The organism is Enterobacter sp. fkY84-1, from assembly GCF_052974705.1.
In genome coordinates, this window is record NZ_CP169393.1 from 944,381 (window position 1) to 965,583 (window position 21,203).

The window sequence follows — 21,203 nt, forward strand, 5'->3', positions numbered from 1 at the left end:
AACATTCTGATTGTGCGTGTCCCCTACCACTTGCCTTACTTCAGGTCCTCCCGGATGGCTTACGCCGACTGGCCCCTTTCGCTATGCTGGCAAACACTGCGTCCCGGTAGATCCACGCGTGAACCAGTGCGGCAGAAAGATGGACCAGCACCACGGCAAAAAGCAATTTTGCCAGAAGGCTGTGGGCGTCGTGACACCAGGCATACAGTGCTGGACTGGTCGGGACAATCGCCGGCAGGTTGATGCCATCAAACATCACAATCGGCAGGCCCGCTGCCGACAGCTGCGCCCAGCCCAGCAGCGGCATTGCCAGCATTAACCCATACAGCATCCAGTGTGATGCCTTTGCGGCAAGCACCTGCCAGACGGGCAAATCGGCAGGAAGTCGGGGCGTCCGGCTCAGAAGTCGGTTGACCAGACGCACCAGTACCAGCAGTAAAATGGCGATACCCAGCGGCCGGTGCAGATCGATTAACCAAATCCGGTGATGTAACGACGTCATCATCGCGGCACCGATGAACAGCATGGCCAGGATCATCACCGCCATCAGCCAGTGCAGGCTTCGCGCCAGGGTATTGAAATGCTGCGGCGCGTGCTCTCGCCTATCTTTATTTGAGCTCATTTTACCTCCTGCTTTTGCACGGCTTCGGTGGCTTTGCCGTAGCCGATTTCCCGCTCACGACGGCTGAAAGAGTGGGAGTAGGCCGCGGAGCGGGCGTTTAAGATGGGATCGTCAGACACCGCAACGCCTGCAGGAACGACAGAAGGGTCAAAGTTAACGTCGCGGCACGCGCCTGTGGATTGTGCTTCGACCCGCGTCACTTCCAGCGTGCCGGCTACCACCTTTTTGCGATCGTCCGGCCATGGCTGGGAAGGGTCATCCACCGGATCGCCCGGCTGTGCGAGCTGCAAAACGTAATCCCAGTAGAGTGGCTTCTGCGCCAGGCGCTGGCGCAGGTTTTCGAACAGGAAGTTGTCATCGGCTTTCTGCCGTTGCTCATCGCTTATCGACAGGAAAGGCTCGTGCGGACGCATCATCCAGCGAACGGCTTGACGTTCCCCCTGCGCGTTCACAAAGTAAAAGGCGTTAATGCTGTAAAACGTCGCGCCCGCGAAGCTGCCGGGGGCGGGTTTTTGTGCCGCCCATTTAAGGTATTTCTCCGCCTCCGGGTACGCTTTTAAAAAGTCCTTGAGACGCTGCGGATCCGGTTTCCCGGTGGCCGCATCAACGGTCGTGGCTTTTCGCAAGGCCAGAAAACCTTCCGGGCTGTGCGTGGCGAAGAAAGGCTCGTTGTTCATCGCCATCCGCCATTGTTGCTTGTCATCTGTCTTCAGCAGCAGCGCCATGCTCAGGGTTTTAGTCGTACTATCCGCGGCATGCGGATCGCCAGTACCAATAGAAAACCGGCCCACCACGGGCACTTCCTGCTGCGAGAAGAGGCGGGAGGTTGAAAGGGAATCCGCCGAGCCGTTTGGCGTAAAGGTGCCGGCAAAGCAGATGCCTTTTCCATGCGCGCGACGAAAACCCGGCGGGAAGGGTTTCGGTGTTTCACCCACCAGTGCCTGGCTGACCGTGCGTGACCCAAGCCAGCCCGCCGTCCATGCAAAAGCAGATGCCAGCGTACCGGCGACAACGGCGATCGCTGCCAGCGCGCCCCTGGTTTTTTTGGACCTCAAATCCAGTTTCGACATAGACGTTTTTCCAGAACAAAATATCTTCACCTGTCATGCGCAACGTATTGCGCGTGGCAGGTGTTAATACAGTGGCGAATATGGCTCGAGTATAGAAACTAAGGGGCGTAAAGAAAGAATATCACGAAAAGTTTAAACCTTTCCGCTGCAATAGACCGGGTTACTCATCGTGGCGGAAGTTGTGACCGAGTCGGTGACCCAGCGAGAAATAGTGGCGAAATAGATAATAGAGGGGGTTCCATTTCTCCACATTAAATTTTACTCCTCTCTGAGTATGAATTAATAATGCCTCAGATATGTGGACGCAGGTTATCGTGGCATCAACGGACACCAGGTTCCCCTGCGAACCGGTCAGGGGCGATATCCCGCAAACCTGAGCCTCTATTTGTACAGGACACTCTTTAATTCTCAACGAGTTAATCGTCACCGCCTTTTCCTTATGGAAATTTCCGCAGCTAAACTTGTCCTGTTCAAAAACATATCCCATTTTTTTCTTCCATTCCGGTGGCGATGCTTTTCCCGTTTTATTTGCGATAGCTTCAATATTCGGCCAGAGCCTGCTGTCCGGGATGTTCAGAACAATATCGGGGTTACCCGTGATATTTTCATAACATTTTCCGGAGGTGCCAAGCCCGAACACGATATTCCGGTCGAGGATCCACCACGAGGAGACCGGGCTCAGGTTGGTTGAACCGTCAGGATTTTGGCTGGAGATAATGGCGACCGGTGTACCAAAATATAAAGAAGCAAAATCGACCTGCTGGGTTTTCATTTTATCATCCTCTGATTAAAGGAGACCCAGTCTACGTTGTGCAAACGTGCGTTACTTCGGTGAAGCGCGAAGTAAAACGCGCCAGGCTAAAATTCCCAGGGGAACTGCAATAGCTGCCTTGTACCCAACTGAGCGAGAACGTGCATAATGCGTCCACCTTTTGCGAGAACGCGTAAGGTTCGTTGTCCCTGCCGGAACAGATTTATTGACTTAAATCATGATGTCTCTTTCATTCGCCGCCTATCGTGTACACCCCTCCTTAAAACGAATCAAAAATGAAAAAAAGACCGTTCCTGATGGTGCTTTGTGCTGTGTGCTGCTTTTTTGTAGCGGACATCGCCATGGCAAAAAACAGTTCAGTTTCCAGTGAACAGGTTAAAGAGAACGTTATTGCAGAGTCGATAGCATCTTATCCCGGAGTATGCGCTTGTCCTTTTAACCGGGCCAGAAACGGAAGCGCTTGCGGGAGACGCAGCGCATGGAGTAAGCCGGGAGGCTATGCTCCCATTTGTTATAAAAATGAAGTAACAGATGAGATGGTAAAGCAGTGGCGTGAAAATAATAGCTAACCCGCCTCCAGCATCCCAAAACTCACAATACGCGCGCGTCCCAGCTCTTTTGCCCGGTATAGCGCCACATCCGCAGCGCGCAGCAGGTTGTCGGTCTGGGCATGTTGTGGGTAGCTGGCAATGCCAATCGACACGTCCACCGGCCCAATCTCGGTCAGCCCGTAGCGAAGCGACAGCTCATGCACGCCGGTGTAAATCTTCTGCGCGCAGGCGTACGCTTCTGCTTCATCGGCACCGGAAAGCAGCACCAGAAACTCCTCGCCGCCGTAGCGGAATGCCAGCCCGTTGTCATGTGCGGCGCGCTGAACAATTGACGCCACGCTTTTGATCACCAGATCGCCCGCTTCATGGCCGAAACGGTCATTAATGCTCTTGAAGTGGTCGATATCAATCATCATGCAGCTTAACGGCACGCCGGTGCGTATCGCCTGTGCCGTTTGGGTTTGCAGCGTATCTTCCAGATGATGACGGTTACGCAGGCCGGTGAGCGGGTCAAACAACGCTTTTTCCAGCAACGCGTCGCGCAGACGCTGGTTGGCCAGCGCCAGCCCGAGCGCCTCGGCCATCAGCTCCAGATACGCGCGGGAAGGTGCATTGTCCGCTGTAATATTCTGGAAGGAGAGCAGGCCAATGGCCTCGCCCTGAGCGATAAGCGGCACGCAAAGCGCGCTTTCCGCCTGGGATGCCGGAAGATGGTAGCAGGCAATATCCGGCTCGCCGTTCACCGGCGGGTGACTCTGCCCGCGACGCACGGCCCAGCACTCGTCCGGGTGGAACGTCGTCTCTTCACCCACCGGCGAAAGCCATTGCGCGACGCAGCGCATCTGCCACGGCTCGCGGTCAAGGACGTAGAGCCGGCCCGCGATCCCCGGCGCGATATTGGGGGCAAACAGCTCCGCCACGTTAATCACATCGTTAAAGTTCTCACACCCCTGCAGCCGCTGGGTCATGCGCGCCAGCAGCTCGCGGATGGCCCAGTCGGCATCGCGCTCTTTTTCCAGACGCTGACGCGCCAGGCCGTTTTCACGGAAGATGCTGATGGCCTGAGCCATATCGCCTATCTCATCGATCTGGTTGAAATTGGGCGTTTCAACCGCGTAATCCTGGGATGCCAGGCGGTGCACCACGTCGCTCAGGCGGACCACGGGGCGCAGCACGCGGCGTTTTAATATAAAGCCGAGCACAAACAGGAACAGCAGGGCGGTCAGGCCGACCGTCAGCTCAGAGGCGGTACGCAGCGCTTTCGATTTTTTAGTCGCCTCCTGAACGGCGGCGATGACGCGCTTGTCGAGTATCTGGCGGAAGTGATCGAGCTGATTCTGCGCGCGCTCAAGCTCCTGCTCATAGGGCTGACCATAGAGCAAGGCTACGGCCTGGGCGTCTTCACCGCGTTCCAGGCTTTCGAGGGCGGTTTGCTGCTCGTCCTGCAGCTCATCGACGATCTTTATTCCTTCATGCAGCAGGGCCAGTTCTTCATCCGATGCGCCGTTATCCTGCAGCTTTTCCAGCCGAAGCTCGATGCGCTTCAGGCTGTTTTCTGCCTGGTTATATTCCTTGAGCACCTGAGGATCTTTTTTAATGGCGTACAGCCGCGCTAAATCAGACTGCGCCCAGATATCGGTTTCGATATCTTCCGTCAGCTGATCAAATTTCTGCCGTTGTTCAACGGCCTGACGCTCGAGGGTATCCGCACTGGACGCCATCAGCATGATGATGCCGGAGGCGATGGTCAGGCAGACCGTGGCCCCATAGGCCCAGTTTGTTATCGTCGCGATTCGCACCAGATGATCCTTTTACGACATGAGTAGGATGGCGTTCTTCAAATTATAGAAAACGTCTGATTTAAGGCGAAAAAAAAGGCGGCACGGCGCCGCCTGGTGTGGTCTTTATCGTCACGTCCTTACAAATCTGGAGGATTTTTTCCTTCTTCGATGAAATCCGCGTCCAGCTCTTCGGCGTTACCTTCGTGATCGCGTCCGGAGAAGAGGTTCCAGCAGGCGATAAACAGCGCGGCGATGAGCGGCCCAATCACAAAGCCGTTAATGCCGTACAGCTCCATGCCGCCGAGGGTGGAGATCAGAATCAGGTAGTCCGGCATTTTGGTGTCTTTCCCCACCAGCAGCGGGCGCAGGATGTTGTCCACCAGCCCGACGACGATCACGAAGAAGCCGACAATAAACAGCCCCTGCCAGATCTGGTGCGTGGCGAACAGGAAGATAGCGGCAGGCACCCAGACAATCGCCGAGCCGATGGCGGGCACCAGCGAGAGGAAAGCCATCAATGCTCCCCAGAGCACGCTGCCGTCGATACCGGCAATGGCAAAGGCAATCCCGCCGAGGATGCCCTGAACCACGGCCACCGCCGCCGTCCCTTTTACCGTGGCGCGCGACACGCCGACGAATTTGGCGAACAGATGCTGCTTGGCAAAATCGGACAGGGGCAGGGAGTCGAGGATCTGGCGTACCAGATACGGGCCGTCTTTCAGCAGGAAGAACAGCAGATACAGCATGATGCCGAAGCTAATCGCAAAGCCAAAGGTGCCTTTGCCGATCAGGAACGCGCTACCCGCCAGATACTGTCCGCCCTGCAGCGCGACGTCGGAGAGTTTTTTCTGGATCTGCGCCGCGTTGGTCAGGTTGTGATCCGCCAGGAAGCCGCTGGCCCAGTCAGGCAGGTGGTTGAAGATGCTCGCCACCACTTCCGGGAACTGGGTATTGTTCTCCTGCAGTTTGGTGTAAACCACGTTCAGCTCAATGGCGAGCGAGGAGAGGATCACCATCAGCGGAATAAAGACGATCAGGCAGATAATACCGATGGTCAACAGCGAGGCCAGCCCGTTGCGATCCCCCAGCGCGGCGCGAAGCTTGTTTTTTACCGGATTGAAGATAACGGTCAGAATGGCGGCCCACAGTATCGCGGAGAAGTAGGGCGACAGCACGTCGAAGAAGGCCCAGGTCACAAGGGCGAGAATGAAAATAAAGAAACCTTTAGTCAGTCCGTTAAAGCGCATCAGTCAGTCCTGGTTACTAAGAAACTGTGACGACTATAGAACTGATTGTGAGAATTACCAACCTTGCGCCGGGTGGCGGCTGCGCCTTACCCGTCCTACGGGGAGTGTTACGGTATGACTTCGCGCTTTACGGATACCACTTTCGACTGACCGAAGATCGACTTTTCCCGCACCATGCTGTAAGTATCTGCTTGCGGAGGTGCTTATGGCCTGGCGTCCGATTCTCTATGTGATCCTCACAACCCACCCCAGACTCAGCGCGCGGCGCGCCCGTTTGCGTCTGGTCATCTAGCTTTTTATTAACAATCGCGGTATAACACACCTTCTTTGGATGTTTAGATGTCCATACGTATAGAAGGTAATATGCAAACACAACAAGAAAATGGGCAGCTTAAGCGCACCATGAAAACACGCCACCTGATCATGCTCTCGCTGGGTGGCGTGATTGGGACAGGGTTATTCTTCAATACCGGCTACATCATTTCCACGACCGGGGCGGCGGGCACGCTGCTGGCCTACCTGATCGGCGCGCTGGTGGTCTGGCTGGTGATGCAGTGTCTGGGCGAACTCTCCGTGGCGATGCCGGAAACCGGCGCGTTTCACGTCTATGCCGCGCGCTATCTTGGCCCGGCGACGGGCTATACCGTGGCGTGGCTCTACTGGCTCACCTGGACGGTGGCGCTCGGGTCGAGCTTTACCGCCGCAGGCTTCTGCATGCAGTACTGGTTCCCGCAGGTGCCCGTCTGGGCGTGGTGCGTGGTCTTCTGCGTGGTGATTTTTGGCCTGAACGTCATTTCCACGCGCTTCTTTGCGGAAGGTGAGTTCTGGTTCTCCCTGGTGAAGGTCATCACCATCATCGCCTTTATTATTCTTGGCGGCGCGGCGGTCTTTGGCTTTATCCCGATGCAGGACGGTTCACCCGCGCCGGGCTTAAGCAACATCACCGCCGAGGGCTGGTTCCCGCACGGCGGCCTGCCGATCCTGATGACCATGGTGGCGGTGAACTTTGCCTTCTCCGGGACCGAACTCATCGGTATCGCCGCAGGGGAAACGGAAAATCCGCACAAGGTGATTCCGGTCGCGATCCGTACCACCATTGCGCGCCTGATCATCTTCTTTATCGGCACCGTGTTTGTGCTGGCGGCGCTGATCCCGATGCAGCAGGCGGGCGTGGAAAAGAGCCCGTTCGTGCTGGTGTTTGAAAAGGTCGGTATTCCTTACGCGGCGGATATTTTTAACTTCGTGATCCTGACGGCGATCCTTTCGGCGGCGAACTCCGGGCTGTACGCCTCCGGGCGCATGCTGTGGTCGCTCTCTAATGAGAAAACGCTCCCGCGCTGTTTTGCCCGCGTAAATAAAAACGGCGTGCCGCTGACGGCGCTTTCGGTTTCTATGCTCGGCGGCGTGCTGGCGCTCTTCTCAAGCGTCGTGGCGCCTGACACGGTGTTTGTCGCACTCTCGGCGATTTCTGGCTTTGCGGTGGTGGCCGTCTGGATCAGCATCTGTGCGTCGCACTTCGTTTTCCGTCGTCGCCATCTGCAGTCCGGCCAGCCGCTCTCTGCGATGCAGTACCGTGCGCCGTGGTATCCGCTGGTGCCGGTGCTCGGTTTTATCCTCTGCGTGGTGGCCTGTGTCGGCCTGTGGTTTGACCCAAGCCAGCGCATTGCCCTTTATTGCGGGATCCCGTTTGTCGCCCTGTGCTATGGTGCCTACTACCTGACCCGAAATATGACATCGCAGGAGCCTGAACATGTCGCAGAATAATCCGCTTACCGCCCTCCTTGAAAAGCAGCCGTTTGTGGTGCTGGATGGCGCGATGGCGACGGAGCTGGAAGCGCGCGGCTGTAACCTGGCAGACAGCCTCTGGTCTGCCAAAGTGCTGATGGAAAACCCGGAGCTTATCCGTGAAGTGCACCTTGATTACTACCGCGCGGGCGCGCAGGTGGCGATCACCGCCAGCTACCAGGCCACGCCTGCGGGTTTTGCGGCGCGCGGCCTGGACGAGGCGCAGTCCCGGGCGCTGATTGGCAGAAGCGTGGAGCTGGCGCGTAAGGCGCGTGAAGCGTATCTGGCGGAAAATCCGCATGCGGGCACGCTGCTGGTGGCGGGATCCGTTGGGCCGTATGGTGCCTATCTGGCGAATGGCTCAGAGTATCGCGGTGACTACGTGCGCAGCGCTGAGGAGTTTACTGCCTTCCACCGCCCGCGCGTGGAAGCGCTGCTGGACGCGGGCGCTGACCTGCTGGCCTGCGAAACGCTGCCGTCTTTTATTGAGATTAAGGCGCTGGCGGCCCTTCTGGCCGGGTATCCCCGCGCCCGGGCGTGGTTCTCCTTTACCCTGCGGGATAGCGAGCACCTGAGCGACGGCACGCCGCTGCGTGACGTGGTCAGCGTGCTGGCCGACTCTCCGCATATCGTCACGCTGGGCATTAACTGCATCGCGCTGGAAAATACCACGGCGGCGCTGAAGCACCTGCAGAGCCTGACGTCGCTGCCGCTGGTGGTCTACCCGAACTCGGGCGAGCATTATGATGCGGTGACCAAAACCTGGCACCACCACGGCGAAGCGTGTGAGACGCTGGCGGGGTATCTGCCCCAGTGGCTGGACGCCGGAGCGAAGCTGATTGGTGGCTGCTGTCGCACCACGCCGAAGGATATTGCTGAGCTTAACGCGAAGCGCTGAGTTTTTTGCCGGGTGGCGGCTGCGCCTTACCCGGCCTACACATTGTGCGATCCGTAGGCCGGGTAAGGCGTAGCCGCCACCCGGCATGAACCAACCGCACAAAACCAACTATCCTTTCCCATTTTTTATCTAAAAACGAATCGTTATGAGCGATTCATTTTTATTCCTTTATCAAAATTCCCGCGTTGGAAATACTGCCCTCATAACAACAAGGGGAGCAGGCACTATGGCAATTTCATCGCGAATCACACTACTCGGCGCGCTGGCGCTGTGGGCATTTCAGGCGCAGGCGGTGGACGTCACCGTCGCGTATCAAACTTCTGCGGAACCGGCGAAAGTCGCGCAGGCGGATAACACCTTTGCCAAAGAGAGCGGCGCGAAAGTCGACTGGCGCAAGTTCGACAGCGGCGCGTCCGTGGTGCGTGCGTTAGCCTCCGGCGACGTGCAGATCGGCAATATCGGCTCCAGCCCGCTGGCGGTTGCGGCCAGCCAGCAGGTGCCGATTGAGGTGTTCCTGCTCGCCTCGCAGCTCGGTAACTCTGAAGCGCTGGTGGTGAAGAAAAACATCACCAAACCGGAAGACCTGATCGGCAAACGCATCGCCGTGCCGTTTATCTCCACCACCCACTACAGCCTGCTGGCGGCGCTGAAACACTGGGGCATCAAGCCGGGTCAGGTTCAAATCATCAACCTGCAGCCGCCGGCGATTATCGCGGCCTGGCAGCGCGGCGACATTGACGGGGCCTATGTGTGGGCGCCTGCGGTGAACGAGCTGGAAAAAGACGGCACCGTGCTGACCGACTCCGAAAAAGTGGGCCAGTGGGGCGCGCCGACCCTCGACGTGTGGGTCGTGCGCAAAGACTTCGCCGAGAAACATCCTGAGGTGGTGAAAGCCTTCGCGAAAAGCGCGATTGACGCCCAGCAGCCGTACATCAGTAACCCGGATGAATGGCTGAAGCAGCCCGCCAACCTGGAGAAACTCTCCCGCCTGAGCGGCGTGCCGGAAGCGGACGTGCCGGGGCTGGTGAAGGGCAATACCTATCTGACGCCCGCGCAGCAGGTGCAGCAGCTGACCGGGCCGGTTAACAAAGCGATTGTGGATACCGCCACCTTCCTGAAGGAGCAGGGCAAAGTGCCCGCGGTAGCGGCGGATTACAGCCAGTACGTGACCGATCGTTTTGTGAAATAAGGAGTTCGCCATGCTGAATATTACAAATCTGTCTGCCGATTACGGTGGTAAACCCGCCTTACAGGACATCAACCTGACGCTGGACAGCGGTGAGCTGCTGGTGGTGCTGGGCCCGTCCGGGTGCGGAAAAACCACCCTGCTGAATCTCATCGCCGGGTTTGTCCCTTATCAGCATGGCACCATTCAACTGGAAGGCAAAAAGGTGGAGGGCCCCGGCGCCGAGCGCGGCGTGGTCTTCCAGAATGAAGGCCTGCTTCCCTGGCGCAACGTGCAGGAAAACGTGGCGTTTGGGCTGCAGCTAGCGGGCATCCATCGCGAACAGCGGCTGGAAACGGCGCGGGCGATGCTGAAAAAAGTGGGGCTGGAAGGCGCGGAAAAACGCTATATCTGGCAGCTTTCCGGCGGCCAGCGACAGCGTGTCGGGATTGCCCGCGCGCTGGCCGCGAATCCGCAGCTGTTGCTGCTGGACGAGCCGTTCGGGGCGCTGGATGCCTTCACCCGCGAGCAGATGCAAACCCTGCTCCTGCGCCTGTGGCATGAGACCGGCAAGCAGGTACTGCTGATTACCCACGATATCGAAGAGGCGGTGTTTATGGCGACCGAGCTGGTGCTGCTCTCGCCCGGGCCGGGCCGCGTGCTGGAGCGTTTGCCGCTGGATTTCGCCCGCCGCTACGTCGCGGGAGAACCCGTGCGCAGCATCAAATCCGATCCGCGGTTTATTGAGCAGCGTGAATACGTCTTAAGCCGCGTGTTTGAACAGCGGGAGGCCTTCTCATGAGTATCGTCTTCAGTGAAAAAACGCGCCGCACGCGTCTGGCGCTGCGCTGGCCTTTCTCGCGCCAAATTACGCTGAGCGTCGGTACGCTGCTGGTGCTGCTGGCGGTGTGGTGGGCAGTTGCTGCCCAGCAGTGGGTCAGCCCGCTGTTTCTGCCGCCGCCGGGACAGGTGCTGAGCAAACTTATTACCATCGCCGGGCCGCAGGGCTTTATGGATGCCACGCTCTGGCAGCACTTAGGCGCCAGCCTGGCGCGCATTCTGGTGGCGCTGCTGGCGGCGGTGATTATCGGCATTCCCGTGGGGATTGCGATGGGGCTGAGCCCGACGGTGCGCGGCATCCTCGACCCGCTGATTGAGCTTTATCGTCCGGTCCCGCCGCTGGCCTATCTGCCGCTGATGGTGATCTGGTTCGGCATCGGTGAAACCTCAAAAATCCTGCTGATCTATCTGGCGATTTTCGCCCCGGTCGCCATGTCGGCGCTGGCGGGCGTGAAGAGCGCCCAGCAGGTGCGGATCCGCGCGGCGCAGTCGCTGGGAGCCAGCCGCACGCAGGTGCTGCTGTTCGTGATTTTACCGGGCGCACTGCCGGAGATTTTAACCGGGCTGCGCATCGGCCTCGGCGTGGGCTGGTCCACGCTGGTGGCGGCTGAGCTGATTGCCGCCACGCGAGGGTTAGGGTTTATGGTGCAGTCGGCGGGTGAGTTCCTGGCGACTGACGTGGTGCTGGCAGGGATTGCGGTCATTGCCGCGATCGCCTTCGGATTAGAACTGGGGCTGCGCGCGTTACAGCGCCGCCTGACGCCCTGGCATGGAGAAATACAATGAGTGAACGTCTGACTATTACCCCGCTGGGGCCGTACATTGGCGCGCAGGTGTCGGGCCTGGATGTGACCCGTCCGCTGAGCGATAACCAGTTCGAGCAGCTGTACCACGCGGTGCTGCGTCATCAGGTGGTGTTCCTGCGCGAACAGGCGATCACCCCGCAGCAGCAGCGCGCGCTGGCCCTGCGGTTTGGCGATCTGCATATCCACCCGGTCTATCCGCATGCGGAAGGGGTGGAGGAGATTATCGTCCTCGACACCCACAACGATAATCCGCCGGATAACGATAACTGGCACACCGATGTGACCTTTATCGAGACGCCGCCTGCGGGGGCGATTCTGGCGGCGAAGCTGCTGCCGGAGACGGGGGGCGATACGCTGTGGGCCAGCGGCATTGCGGCGTATGAGGCGCTCTCCGAGCCGTTCCGGACGCTGCTGAGCGGGCTGCGGGCGGAGCACGACTTCAAAAAATCGTTCCAGGAGTACAAGTACCGTAAAACGGAAGAGGAGCATCAGCGCTGGCAGGAGGCGGTGGCGAAACATCCTCCGCTGCTGCACCCGGTGGTGCGGACCCATCCGGTGACGGGCAAGCAGGCGCTGTTCGTCAACGAAGGGTTCACCACGCGCATCGTGGACGTGACGGAAAAAGAGAGTGAGGCGCTGCTCAGTTTCCTGTTCGCGCATATCACCAAGCCGGAGTTCCAGGTGCGCTGGCGCTGGCAGGAGAACGATCTGGCGATCTGGGATAACCGCGTGACGCAGCATTATGCCAATGCGGACTATCTGCCGCAGCGCCGGATTATGCAGCGGGCGACAATTTTGGGCGATAAGCCGTTTTACCGCCCCTGATCCTGTAGTACCCGTAGGCCGGGTAAGCGCAGCGCCACCCGGCGAAAACGGTGCACAATTGCCGGGTGGCGGCTACGCCTTACCCGGCCTACAAAATACCGCACATTTAAAGGTGCGCCTCAATATACCGCTGATAGCGGTTCGCCTTCAGGTAACACAAATCCACCAGCACCAGGCCGTCAACGCAGTTGTTGAACGCCGGGTCGCTGCCAAAATCAATAAACTGCAGGCCGCCGGGCTCGCACAGCTCGGAATATTGCTTGTAGAGCGGCGGAATGCCGCAGCCAAGATTGCCGAGCAGGGATTTCAGCTTCGTCAGATCGTCCACGTAATCCACGCCGCCAAACTGCGCCAGCACGTCCGGCAGGGACGCGGGATAGGGCTTGCGCGAGGCGGCGAGCGGATGCGTCGCCGGGAACCACAGGCGGTAAAATGCCACCAGCAGATCCCGCGCGGCAGGCGGTAAGCCGCCGGAAATCGAGACCGGGCCAAACAGGTAGCGGTAGTGCGGATAACGCGCCAGATACGCCCCAATGCCGGACCATAAATAGTCCAGGCCGCGGCGCCCCCAGTAGCGCGGCTGAATAAAGCTGCGCCCCAGCTCAATGCCGTGTGCCAGCACGTCCTGCATTTTGTCGTCGTAGTGGAACAGGCTATAGCTGTACAACCCCTCAACGCCGCGCTTTTCGATCTGCATGGCCGTCGGCATAAAGCGATACGCCCCGACGATCTCCAGATCCTCCTCATCCCACAGGATCAGGTGCAGATAATCATCGTCGTAGCTGTCGGTGTCCCGACGTTTGCCGCTCCCTTCCTCCACCGCGCGAAAGGCAATCTCGCGCAGGCGGCCCAGCTCGCGCAGCAGCGGGGCGTCTTCCTGACCGTTTCGCTGCCAAAGATAGATGGTTTTCCCGTCGCTGGTTTTGCCCAGACATTCGGCCTGCGCGAGCGCGCGTTTCAGGGTGGCCCGGTCTTCCGGACGGGCAATGGCGCACTGGGTTTTAAAGACGCCGGGCACTCCCTTGCCAAGACGCATCACGTGCTGACGGCACTGCTCGGCCATCTCACGCGACGAAAGGTTAGCGCTGTGCCAGTGATGCCACGCAATCTGCTGGCCGATTTTAATCGGCAGCTGGCTGTGGCGGCGGCGGAACATCTGCTGCATCAGCAGCAGCATCGACAGCGTCGGAGAGACCAGCGTGCTGGCGTAAAAGAGCAGGCTGTTGTGCGCCTGAATATGCACCGGCAGCAGCGGGACGCGCAGCTTGCCGGCGAGTTTGATAAAGCCAGATTGCCATTTCTTATCGCGAATGCCTTTGCGCGTGGGGCGGGAAACTTCGCCTGCCGGGAAGAAGATCAGTACGCCCGCGTTTTGCAGGTGCTGTTCCATCTGCACCAGCGACGACTTCGCCGTCCTGCCGCCCATATTGTCCACCGGAATAAACAGCGAGCTGAGGGGCTCAAGGTGGGTCAGCATCCGGTTGGTCACGACTTTAACGTCGCGCCGCACGCGGGAGACGGCGTACAGCAACGCCAGACCGTCCAGCGAACCCGTCGGGTGGTTGGCAATGATGACCAGCGGGCCATGTTCGGGGATTTGTTCGAGATCGCGGGCGGAAACGGTGCAGAGAATATCCAGGTGTTCCAGAACCTGCTCCACCATATCCAGGCCTTTCAGATGGCGGTGGGCGGCGGCAAACTGCTGAAACTCGTCTTCGTAGAACAGTCTTTTTAACAGACTTTTTTGCCAGGGTGCGGGCCTCGCCTGAGGCCAAAGATCGTCGAGAACGCTATCGAGGCTAAACATGGTCACTCCTCCTGCCGTCTTGCGAAGACAGTAGAAGGCGCAGATGTCGGTTGTATTGCAGTTGGGTGAAGATTTGAGCAGAGAGCAGGCCGGGTAAGGCGAAGCCGCCACCCGGCGCTAAAGCGGATTAACGCAGAATTTTCTTCTCGGCCAGATCCAGGGCGAAGTAGCTGAAGATCAGATCCGCGCCCGCGCGTTTGATCGCGCCCAGGCTTTCAAGGATCACTTTCTCTTCGTCGATCGCCCCTGCCAGCGCGGCGAACTTGATCATTGCGTACTCGCCGCTCACCTGGTAAGCGCCCAGCGGCAGCTCGGTGCGTTCGCGGATGTCGCGCAGGATATCAAGATATGCGCCAGCCGGTTTTACCATCAGGCAGTCTGCGCCCTGGGCTTCATCGAGCAGGGATTCACGAATCGCTTCGCGGCGGTTCAGCGGGTTCATCTGATAGGTTTTACGATCGCCCTTCAGCGCCGTGCCGGCTGCTTCACGGAACGGGCCGTAGAAGGAGGAGGCAAATTTGGTGGAGTAGGACATGATGGCGGTGTCGGTGAAACCGGCCGCGTCCAGCGCCTGACGAATCGCCTGAACCTGTCCGTCCATCGCCGCAGACGGTGCGATGAAGTCCGCACCCGCAGCGGCCGCGACGACCGCCTGCTTGCCGAGGTTCAGCAGGGTAGCATCGTTATCCACGCCGTGATCGCACAGCACGCCGCAGTGGCCGTGAGAGGTATATTCACAGAAACAGGTGTCGGACATCACCACCATTTCCGGCACCGTCTCTTTGCAGATGCGGGACATGCGGGCGACGAGGCCATCTTCCTTCCACGCGTCGCTGCCGGTGGCGTCGGTATGATGGGAGATGCCGAAGGTCATCACCGAGCGGATCCCCGCGTTGGCGATACGTTCGATCTCACGCGCCAGATATTTCTCCGGAATGCGCATGACGCCCGGCATAGCTTCGATGGCCTTGTAGTCATCGATCTCTTCTTCAACAAAAATCGGCAACACCAGATCGTTTAAGGTCAGGGTTGTCTCTTCAAACATAGCGCGCAGTGCAGGTGACTTGCGCAGGCGGCGTGGGCGTGCAATTAAATCGGTCATGGTATGCCTGATGTTTGTGGAACAAAGAGGGCTAGTGTACATCAAAGTGAAGACGGGTGTTTTACTAAAGTGGGCATTTTGCTTTTGTGAAATGCGGCAGGTGAGTTTGCCTGTCATAAATAATATATAATGCAGGTCAGTATAACGCTGAGAGGAGAATGAAATATTCGTGTTATTTATATATGGAAATGAAAGAATAATTAAAAATGATTTATTATTTTTCGGTGTGTTTTTTCGATTGGTTTAGCCGTGTATTAACATTCTGTTTTTATAATGTTTATTTTATGACGCCTTATGGTTTGTGGTCTGAATGTGTTTTTTGTCTGAATACGGACTTAATGGAAACATTCATTGAACCTTTTCGAAATGAAACTGCATAATTCCCTCCGCAATTAAATATTGCTAATTCATTGATGGACAAACTTGCTTACGTCCCTGAGGAGGGATGACCCAATGCAAACATGGAAAAAGAAACTCGTTGTATCTCAACTTGCATTAGCCTGCACCCTGGCTATCGCTTCTCAGGCCAATGCGAAGGATATTTCCGGTACGACATATAATACCTTCGGATACGATAATACAGCGTCCACTCCCTGGTATTATGGCTATGCCGACTGGGATTTCTCAGATGCCATCCACGATGGTGATATTTACCCGGTGATTAATAAAGCCACCGTGAATGGTGTTATTTCAACGTACTACCTGGATGATGGCATCAATGGCCGGGCGAATGCGTTGAGTATTTCCAATAGCACCATTAACGGCATGATTACTTCTGAGTGTATGACCACCTCGTGTGCTGATGGCGTGGATGCTGACGGCACCCATCATACGCAATACGATCGTTTTAGCCTGACCGTTGATAATTCCACCCTTAACGATACGTACGAGCATTATGCGTATGATGTCGTGAATGGGGAAAATACGGAAAGACACTATCTGGATACGTACGATCTGGGTAATGCGATTACCCTGGATGTGGAATCGGATATTGTTATCCAGAATAATTCTCACGTCGCGGGGATTACCCTGACGCAGGGGTACCAGGAGCTGGATAATACGCCATACGACGGCGTTGAAGGCGTAGCCAACAGCAGCAACGTCTTTACCGACACGCTACTGGTGAAAGATTCGGTACTGACTTCCGGTGCGTACAGCGATTTAGGTACCAGCGGATTCTACGGTCAAACCGCGAAGCCGAGCGACTATGGTGAAACCAGCGCGACAGCGGCAGACGATGCGGCGCTGATTGTGGCCGCCAGCGCGTCTGATAACGCGATGCAAACCACCGCCACGTTCGATCATTCCACCGTTACTGGCGATATTCTGTTCTCCAGCACCTTCGACAACAACTTCTACCCGAACGGCGATCCGGCAACCGATACCACCGAAGACGGCATCTATAACCCAACCACCAACGGCTGGGATGGCACCGATAAGCTGGATGTGACGCTTACCAACGGCAGCAAATGGGTCGGCGCAGCACAGTCCAGCGTCGAGGCTATCGGCACGGCGCAGATGTATGGCCAGGGCTACAGCAACGTAGACTGGAACGCTCTGTCCCCTAACAGCATTTGGCCGGACTCCACCTATGACGACAACGGACATGTTGCGGGTGAAGCAGTGTATCAGAGCGGTCTGTTTAACATCGCGCTGGACAACGGCTCCGAGTGGGATACCCGTAAGGTGTCTAACATCGACACCCTGACGGTCAACAACCAGTCTCAGGTCAACGTTGAAAACTCAGGCCTGCTGGCGGATGCCATCACTCTGACCAATGCGTCCTCATTGAATATCGGCGACAGCGGCGGCGTGGCTACCGACCATCTGTATCTGGACAGCGATAGCCGTGCGGCACTGACGGAAGAAACGGCCGAGCTGTATGCCAACACCATCACCGTGGATAACGGTGCAGAGCTGGCGCTGGGTCTGGGCCAGGTTGATACGCACACTATGGTTCTGACCGATGGCGGCGTGCTGAATGTTGCGAGCCGCGATTACGTGCTGAACAGCGATCTGAACAACGCACGCTATATCACTAACGACAAGCGCAGCGCCGATTATGACTACGGCGTAGTGGCCATTCACTCTGACGGCCATCTGGCGGTGAACGGTGACGTCGCAGGCAACTATAAAGTCCGTATCGACGACGCGACCGGAGCAGGTTCCGTCGCTGATTACAAAAATAAAGAGATTGTCCGTGTCTATGACAATAACGCGGATACGGCGGCCAGCTTTACTGCCGCAAACAAAGCCGATTTAGGTGCTTATACCTACCAGGCGCAGCAGCAGGGTGACACCGTCGTTCTGCAGCAGAAAGAACTGACCGACTATGCCAATATGGCGCTGAGCATCCCTTCTGCTAATACCAATATCTGGAATCTGCAGCAGGATACCGTAGGTGCGCGTCTGACCAACAGCCGTCACGGCCTGGCGGATAACGGCGGGGCGTGGGTGAGCTACTTCGGCGGCAACTTCGACGGTGACAACGGCGTTATCAGCTACGATCAGGACGTGAGCGGTATTATGGTGGGTCTGGATACCCAGATTGACGGTAATAACGCGAAGTGGATCGTCGGTGGTGCGGCAGGTTTCGCGAAGGGCGATATCAGCGATCGTACCGGTCAGGTCGATCAGGATAGCCAGACGGCGATGATCTACGCGTCAGCGAAGTTCATGAACGATCTTTTCCTCGACAGCTCCCTGAGCTACACCCGCTTCAACAACGATCTCTCCGCTAACATGAGCAACGGTCAGTATGTTGACGGCAATACCACCAGTGACGCTGTTGGCTTTGGTCTGAAGCTGGGCTATGACTGGAAGCCAAACCTCTCTGGCTACGTAACGCCATACGCAGCCGTATCGGGTCTGTTCCAGTCAGGCGATGATTATCGCCTCAGCAATGACATGCGCATGGATGGACAATCATACGATAGCCTGCGTTATGAACTCGGTGTTGATACGGGTTACACCTTCAACTACGGCGGCGATCAGGCTCTGACCCCTTACTTCAAACTGGCCTGGGTTTATGACGACGCCGATAACAATGCCGATATTAACGGTGACAGCATTGATAACGGCGTGAAAGGTTCAGCTGTTCGTGTTGGGCTGGGCACCCAGTTCAGCTTCACGAAGAACTTCAGCGCTTACACGGATGCCACTTATCTTGGCGGCGGCGACGTTGACCAGAACTGGGGCGCAAACCTGGGTGTGAAATATACCTGGTAATGAATAAAGCGGGGGAGGGGGTATCTCCTCCGCTTTTTAGCGAAGCAATAAAAATAATATTGAACCGACAAATACGGATGACTTGAGGTCTGCATGAACGTTAATGCGAAACCACTTTCTGAATTACGCCGGCTCGAACAGGGGTTAATAGCAGCCAGTACCCCTTTTACATGTGCACCCCAACAATTAATTACGTCGGGCGAATCGAATGAGCCTCGCACGATCGTATTACAAACCGGCGTTATTGAGATCTATCGCCCTTCTGATGAACTTCTGGTGGGGATTGCGACTGCCCCCTTTATTTTTGGTCTGGCTACGGTGATGATTAATCATTCACAAGAATACAGAGTGATTGCTAAAACGGCCTGTACTGGTTTTTATTTATCCACAGAAACTACCCGACAACAAATCCAGCAATTTTCACTGTGGAAAGAGGCCTTCAGCTGGTTATCCTGGATAAATTACATTCTTGAGAAGCGCGATAAGCAGCTGGTTGGCAATAACTCCTATCACCAGATCCGCGCGATGCTGCTTAATATGGCCGAGTGGGATGAAACGCTGCGTTCAAAAATCGGTGTGATGAATCATATTCAGCAAAGCACACGCATTTCACGTTCTGTTGTTGCTGAGGTTCTGGCCGCCCTGCGGCAGGGAAATTATATCAATATGAGCCGGGGCAAGCTGGTCAGCATCAACCGCTTGCCCACGGAATATTAATCTCAGTTGGATGCGGTAAGCACCTGGGCTTTATTGGCACTCAATTCCGCCACCAGGTTATTAACACCGTCACTCATATTGACGAAACGCGTATGTGGGGAGCGAGTGACCACCACAAACGCGCCCACGTTCGACTGCGGAATCATAGCCATATAGGTGATGAATCCGCCGCCGCCGCCGGTTTTCTGAATAATCCCCGGCCGGCCATTTTTCGGTGCCATATAGACCCAGCCCATGCCGAGCGCATCGGCTTTACCCGGCACGTCCATCCCGATGACCCGATGCAGCTGAGTACGCTGATAAATCAGGGTCTGCATACGATCGGCCTGGCTGCTCCGAGAGTAGAAATCCGAGGAAAGGAACTGCTGCATCCAGCGCATCATGTCGCCAGGCGTAGAGTAAACCCCGCCGCTGCCCACGGCCGCCAGCGTGTTATTACAGGGGCTGGCGCCTTTCTCCGCCACCATCAGGCGACGGCACTGGTCCGGGGACGGAGTGAACGTGGTGTCTTTCATGCCGAGCGGACGGGTGATCTGTTCTTCAAACAGCTGCGTGTAGGGTTTGCCAGCCGCCGTTGAGAGGGCATCCGCCAGCAGGTCAAACGCCAGGTTTGAATATGAGGCCTGCGAACCCGGCGCCGCCTTCAGCGTGGCGGTACTCAGGTAGCTCCAGCGTTGGTCGCGCGTTGGCCAGACGAATACGTCACGATGCGCCGCGCCGCCTGGCTGTTCACGCGGCAGGGCGCTGGTGTGGGTAGCAAGGTTAACAAGCCGGATCGGCGTACCCTGATACGTGGGGACCCGGGCGCCTGGCGGCGCGTATTTGCTGAGTGGATCGTCGAGCTTCACCACGCCCTGGTCGAGCAGTTTCACCAGCATTTCGCTGGTCATCAGCTTGGTTAAGGATGCGATGCGGATAACGGAATCCAGCTGCGGGTGAACGTTATTGCCCGGGCGCGTTTCGCCAAAGCTGCGAAATACACGCTGGTTTCCGTCGATAACGACCATCGCCATACCGGTCGCGCCGCTGCCGTAATAGATAAGGTTCGCGTAGCGATCGGCAATATCTGAAGCTAAAACGGGAGCCGTCAGCGGTTGGGCTGCCTGGGCGGTAGAAAAGCTCACCGCACACAGCGCGGCAAAAGAGAGCAGACAACGTTTCAACGAAAAGCATCCATGAAGTGAATGAGGAAAGTAATGGGTATTTATACTACTAATCGGTACCGTGCAATGCCCCGAATTGCATAACGATAGCGAGAAAAACGTAACCATGGGTAAATATGAACAATTTACTTGCGAGCCATCTCCCATTTTGTGACATCGGGCTTATGATAGGCACCAGTGTCACTCAATCTTACGGAGAACGGTATGTCTGAGAAGCGTGTGGTTATGGTTGTCGATATGCAGAACGGGGTGTTTGAAACCCCTCGTCATCAGCGCGAAAAGTGTGTCTCTCTGATCAACCAGCTTACGCAGGCAGCCGACACGGTGATTTTTATACAGCATACCGAGGCCGGGGGGTTGGAAGAGGGAAGCGAAGGGTTTGCGCTACTGCCTGAACTCCATCAGCCTGCTGGTGCGCTTTACGTGACCAAAACCGCCTGCGATGCCTTCTACGACACCGGGCTTGAGGCGCTGCTGCGGGAGCAGGGCATTCGTGAGTTTGTCATCTGCGGCTGCGCCACCGATTACTGCGTCGATGCGACGATCAAGAACGGCGTTAGCCGGGGTTATCACATCACCGTTGCCGAAGATGCCCATACCACCGCCAACCGTCCGGCTGCTGACGCACAGATCCTGATTAACCATCACAACGACGTCTGGCGTAACTTCATTGCGCCAGCGAATCCTCTCGCGGTGAAACGCACCGAAACAATTCTTGAAAACTGGAAAGCGAACTAATAATTAACGCTCGGGTCTGACCTTTTTGCCGGAGCCGGGAGGCTGGCTCGGGCAGGTTTTCGTGTGGTGACGTGTTGTACACAGCA

General features: G+C 57.0%; 18 protein-coding genes. 10 read left to right on the forward strand and 8 right to left on the reverse strand.

Annotation, left to right across the window (positions count from 1 at the left end):
* Positions 1-40: 40 nt before the first annotated feature.
* The 3 genes from ACEPLT_RS04395 to ACEPLT_RS04405 form a co-directional block, all read right to left on the reverse strand.
* Positions 41-622 (reverse strand): cytochrome b, encoded by a 582-nt coding sequence (locus ACEPLT_RS04395; protein ID WP_047721510.1) that lies wholly within the window; start codon positions 620-622, stop codon positions 41-43.
* Positions 619-1,692 carry a catalase family peroxidase gene (locus ACEPLT_RS04400; RefSeq protein WP_047721511.1) on the reverse strand — a complete coding sequence of 358 codons (1,074 nt, stop codon included), beginning with the start codon at positions 1,690-1,692 and terminating at the stop codon, positions 619-621. Before ACEPLT_RS04400 ends, ACEPLT_RS04395 begins: the two co-directional genes overlap by 4 nt.
* A gap of 160 nt (positions 1,693-1,852) precedes the next feature.
* Positions 1,853-2,464, reverse strand: a complete 612-nt coding sequence (locus ACEPLT_RS04405; RefSeq protein ID WP_047721512.1) for a flavin reductase family protein — start codon at positions 2,462-2,464, stop codon at positions 1,853-1,855.
* A gap of 275 nt (positions 2,465-2,739) precedes the next feature.
* On the opposite strand from ACEPLT_RS04405, the gene ACEPLT_RS04410 reads away from it, so the two are divergent.
* On the forward strand, positions 2,740-3,033 hold the full coding sequence (locus ACEPLT_RS04410; protein ID WP_072025720.1) for a hypothetical protein: 294 nt from the start codon (positions 2,740-2,742) through the stop codon (positions 3,031-3,033).
* On the opposite strand, the gene ACEPLT_RS04415 is transcribed toward ACEPLT_RS04410, so the two are convergent.
* Positions 3,030-4,814: a diguanylate cyclase gene (locus ACEPLT_RS04415; protein WP_023293190.1), complete on the reverse strand. Its 1,785-nt coding sequence runs from the start codon at positions 4,812-4,814 to the stop codon at positions 3,030-3,032. The genes ACEPLT_RS04410 and ACEPLT_RS04415 overlap by 4 nt on opposite strands.
* Before the next feature lie 119 nt (positions 4,815-4,933).
* Entirely contained in the window at positions 4,934-6,043 is a 1,110-nt protein-coding gene (locus ACEPLT_RS04420; protein ID WP_008503245.1) for an AI-2E family transporter, read from the reverse strand.
* 363 nt (positions 6,044-6,406) lie between these two features.
* On the opposite strand from ACEPLT_RS04420, the gene mmuP reads away from it, so the two are divergent.
* The 6 genes from mmuP (at position 6,407) to tauD (ending at position 12,362) form a co-directional block, all read left to right on the forward strand.
* Positions 6,407-7,807: an S-methylmethionine permease gene (gene mmuP, locus ACEPLT_RS04425; RefSeq protein WP_232927848.1), complete on the forward strand. Its 1,401-nt coding sequence runs from the start codon at positions 6,407-6,409 to the stop codon at positions 7,805-7,807.
* On the forward strand, positions 7,794-8,726 hold the full coding sequence (mmuM, locus tag ACEPLT_RS04430; RefSeq protein ID WP_232927853.1) for a homocysteine S-methyltransferase: 933 nt from the start codon (positions 7,794-7,796) through the stop codon (positions 8,724-8,726). Before mmuP ends, mmuM begins: the two co-directional genes overlap by 14 nt.
* Before the next feature lie 226 nt (positions 8,727-8,952).
* Positions 8,953-9,915, forward strand: coding sequence for a taurine ABC transporter substrate-binding protein (tauA, locus tag ACEPLT_RS04435; RefSeq protein WP_023293188.1), 963 nt, complete (start codon positions 8,953-8,955; stop codon positions 9,913-9,915).
* 10 nt (positions 9,916-9,925) lie between these two features.
* The gene (gene tauB / locus ACEPLT_RS04440) at positions 9,926-10,693 is read left to right on the forward strand and encodes a taurine ABC transporter ATP-binding subunit (RefSeq protein WP_032656511.1); all 768 of its coding nucleotides are present in this window, start codon (positions 9,926-9,928) and stop codon (positions 10,691-10,693) included.
* Complete coding sequence (tauC, locus tag ACEPLT_RS04445; RefSeq protein WP_032656513.1) at positions 10,690-11,517, forward strand: taurine ABC transporter permease TauC; 828 nt, start codon at positions 10,690-10,692, stop codon at positions 11,515-11,517. Before tauB ends, tauC begins: the two co-directional genes overlap by 4 nt.
* Complete coding sequence (tauD, locus tag ACEPLT_RS04450; protein WP_008503402.1) at positions 11,514-12,362, forward strand: taurine dioxygenase; 849 nt, start codon at positions 11,514-11,516, stop codon at positions 12,360-12,362. The genes tauC and tauD overlap by 4 nt, the downstream gene beginning before the upstream one ends.
* A gap of 106 nt (positions 12,363-12,468) precedes the next feature.
* Here tauD and ACEPLT_RS04455 read toward each other — a convergent pair whose 3' ends face one another.
* A complete protein-coding gene (locus tag ACEPLT_RS04455) occupies positions 12,469-14,169 on the reverse strand; it encodes a lysophospholipid acyltransferase family protein (protein WP_447088467.1) in 1,701 nt (566 codons plus the stop codon).
* A gap of 127 nt (positions 14,170-14,296) precedes the next feature.
* Positions 14,297-15,271, reverse strand: coding sequence for a porphobilinogen synthase (gene hemB / locus ACEPLT_RS04460; RefSeq protein WP_021241687.1), 975 nt, complete (start codon positions 15,269-15,271; stop codon positions 14,297-14,299).
* Between the two features lie 453 nt (positions 15,272-15,724).
* Here hemB and ACEPLT_RS04465 point away from each other — a divergent pair, with 453 nt between their 5' ends.
* Positions 15,725-18,499 (forward strand): autotransporter outer membrane beta-barrel domain-containing protein, encoded by a 2,775-nt coding sequence (locus ACEPLT_RS04465; protein ID WP_248213739.1) that lies wholly within the window; start codon positions 15,725-15,727, stop codon positions 18,497-18,499.
* Between the two features lie 93 nt (positions 18,500-18,592).
* Entirely contained in the window at positions 18,593-19,216 is a 624-nt protein-coding gene (locus tag ACEPLT_RS04470) for a helix-turn-helix domain-containing protein (protein ID WP_008503292.1), read from the forward strand.
* Between the two features lie 2 nt (positions 19,217-19,218).
* Here the strand turns inward: ACEPLT_RS04470 and ampH are convergent, their stop codons facing one another.
* Positions 19,219-20,379, reverse strand: coding sequence for a D-alanyl-D-alanine-carboxypeptidase/endopeptidase AmpH (gene ampH / locus ACEPLT_RS04475; protein ID WP_008503291.1), 1,161 nt, complete (start codon positions 20,377-20,379; stop codon positions 19,219-19,221).
* Between the two features lie 204 nt (positions 20,380-20,583).
* Here ampH and ACEPLT_RS04480 point away from each other — a divergent pair, with 204 nt between their 5' ends.
* Positions 20,584-21,117 carry an isochorismatase family protein gene (locus ACEPLT_RS04480; RefSeq protein ID WP_032656519.1) on the forward strand — a complete coding sequence of 178 codons (534 nt, stop codon included), beginning with the start codon at positions 20,584-20,586 and terminating at the stop codon, positions 21,115-21,117.
* The last annotated feature ends 86 nt before the right edge of the window (positions 21,118-21,203 follow it).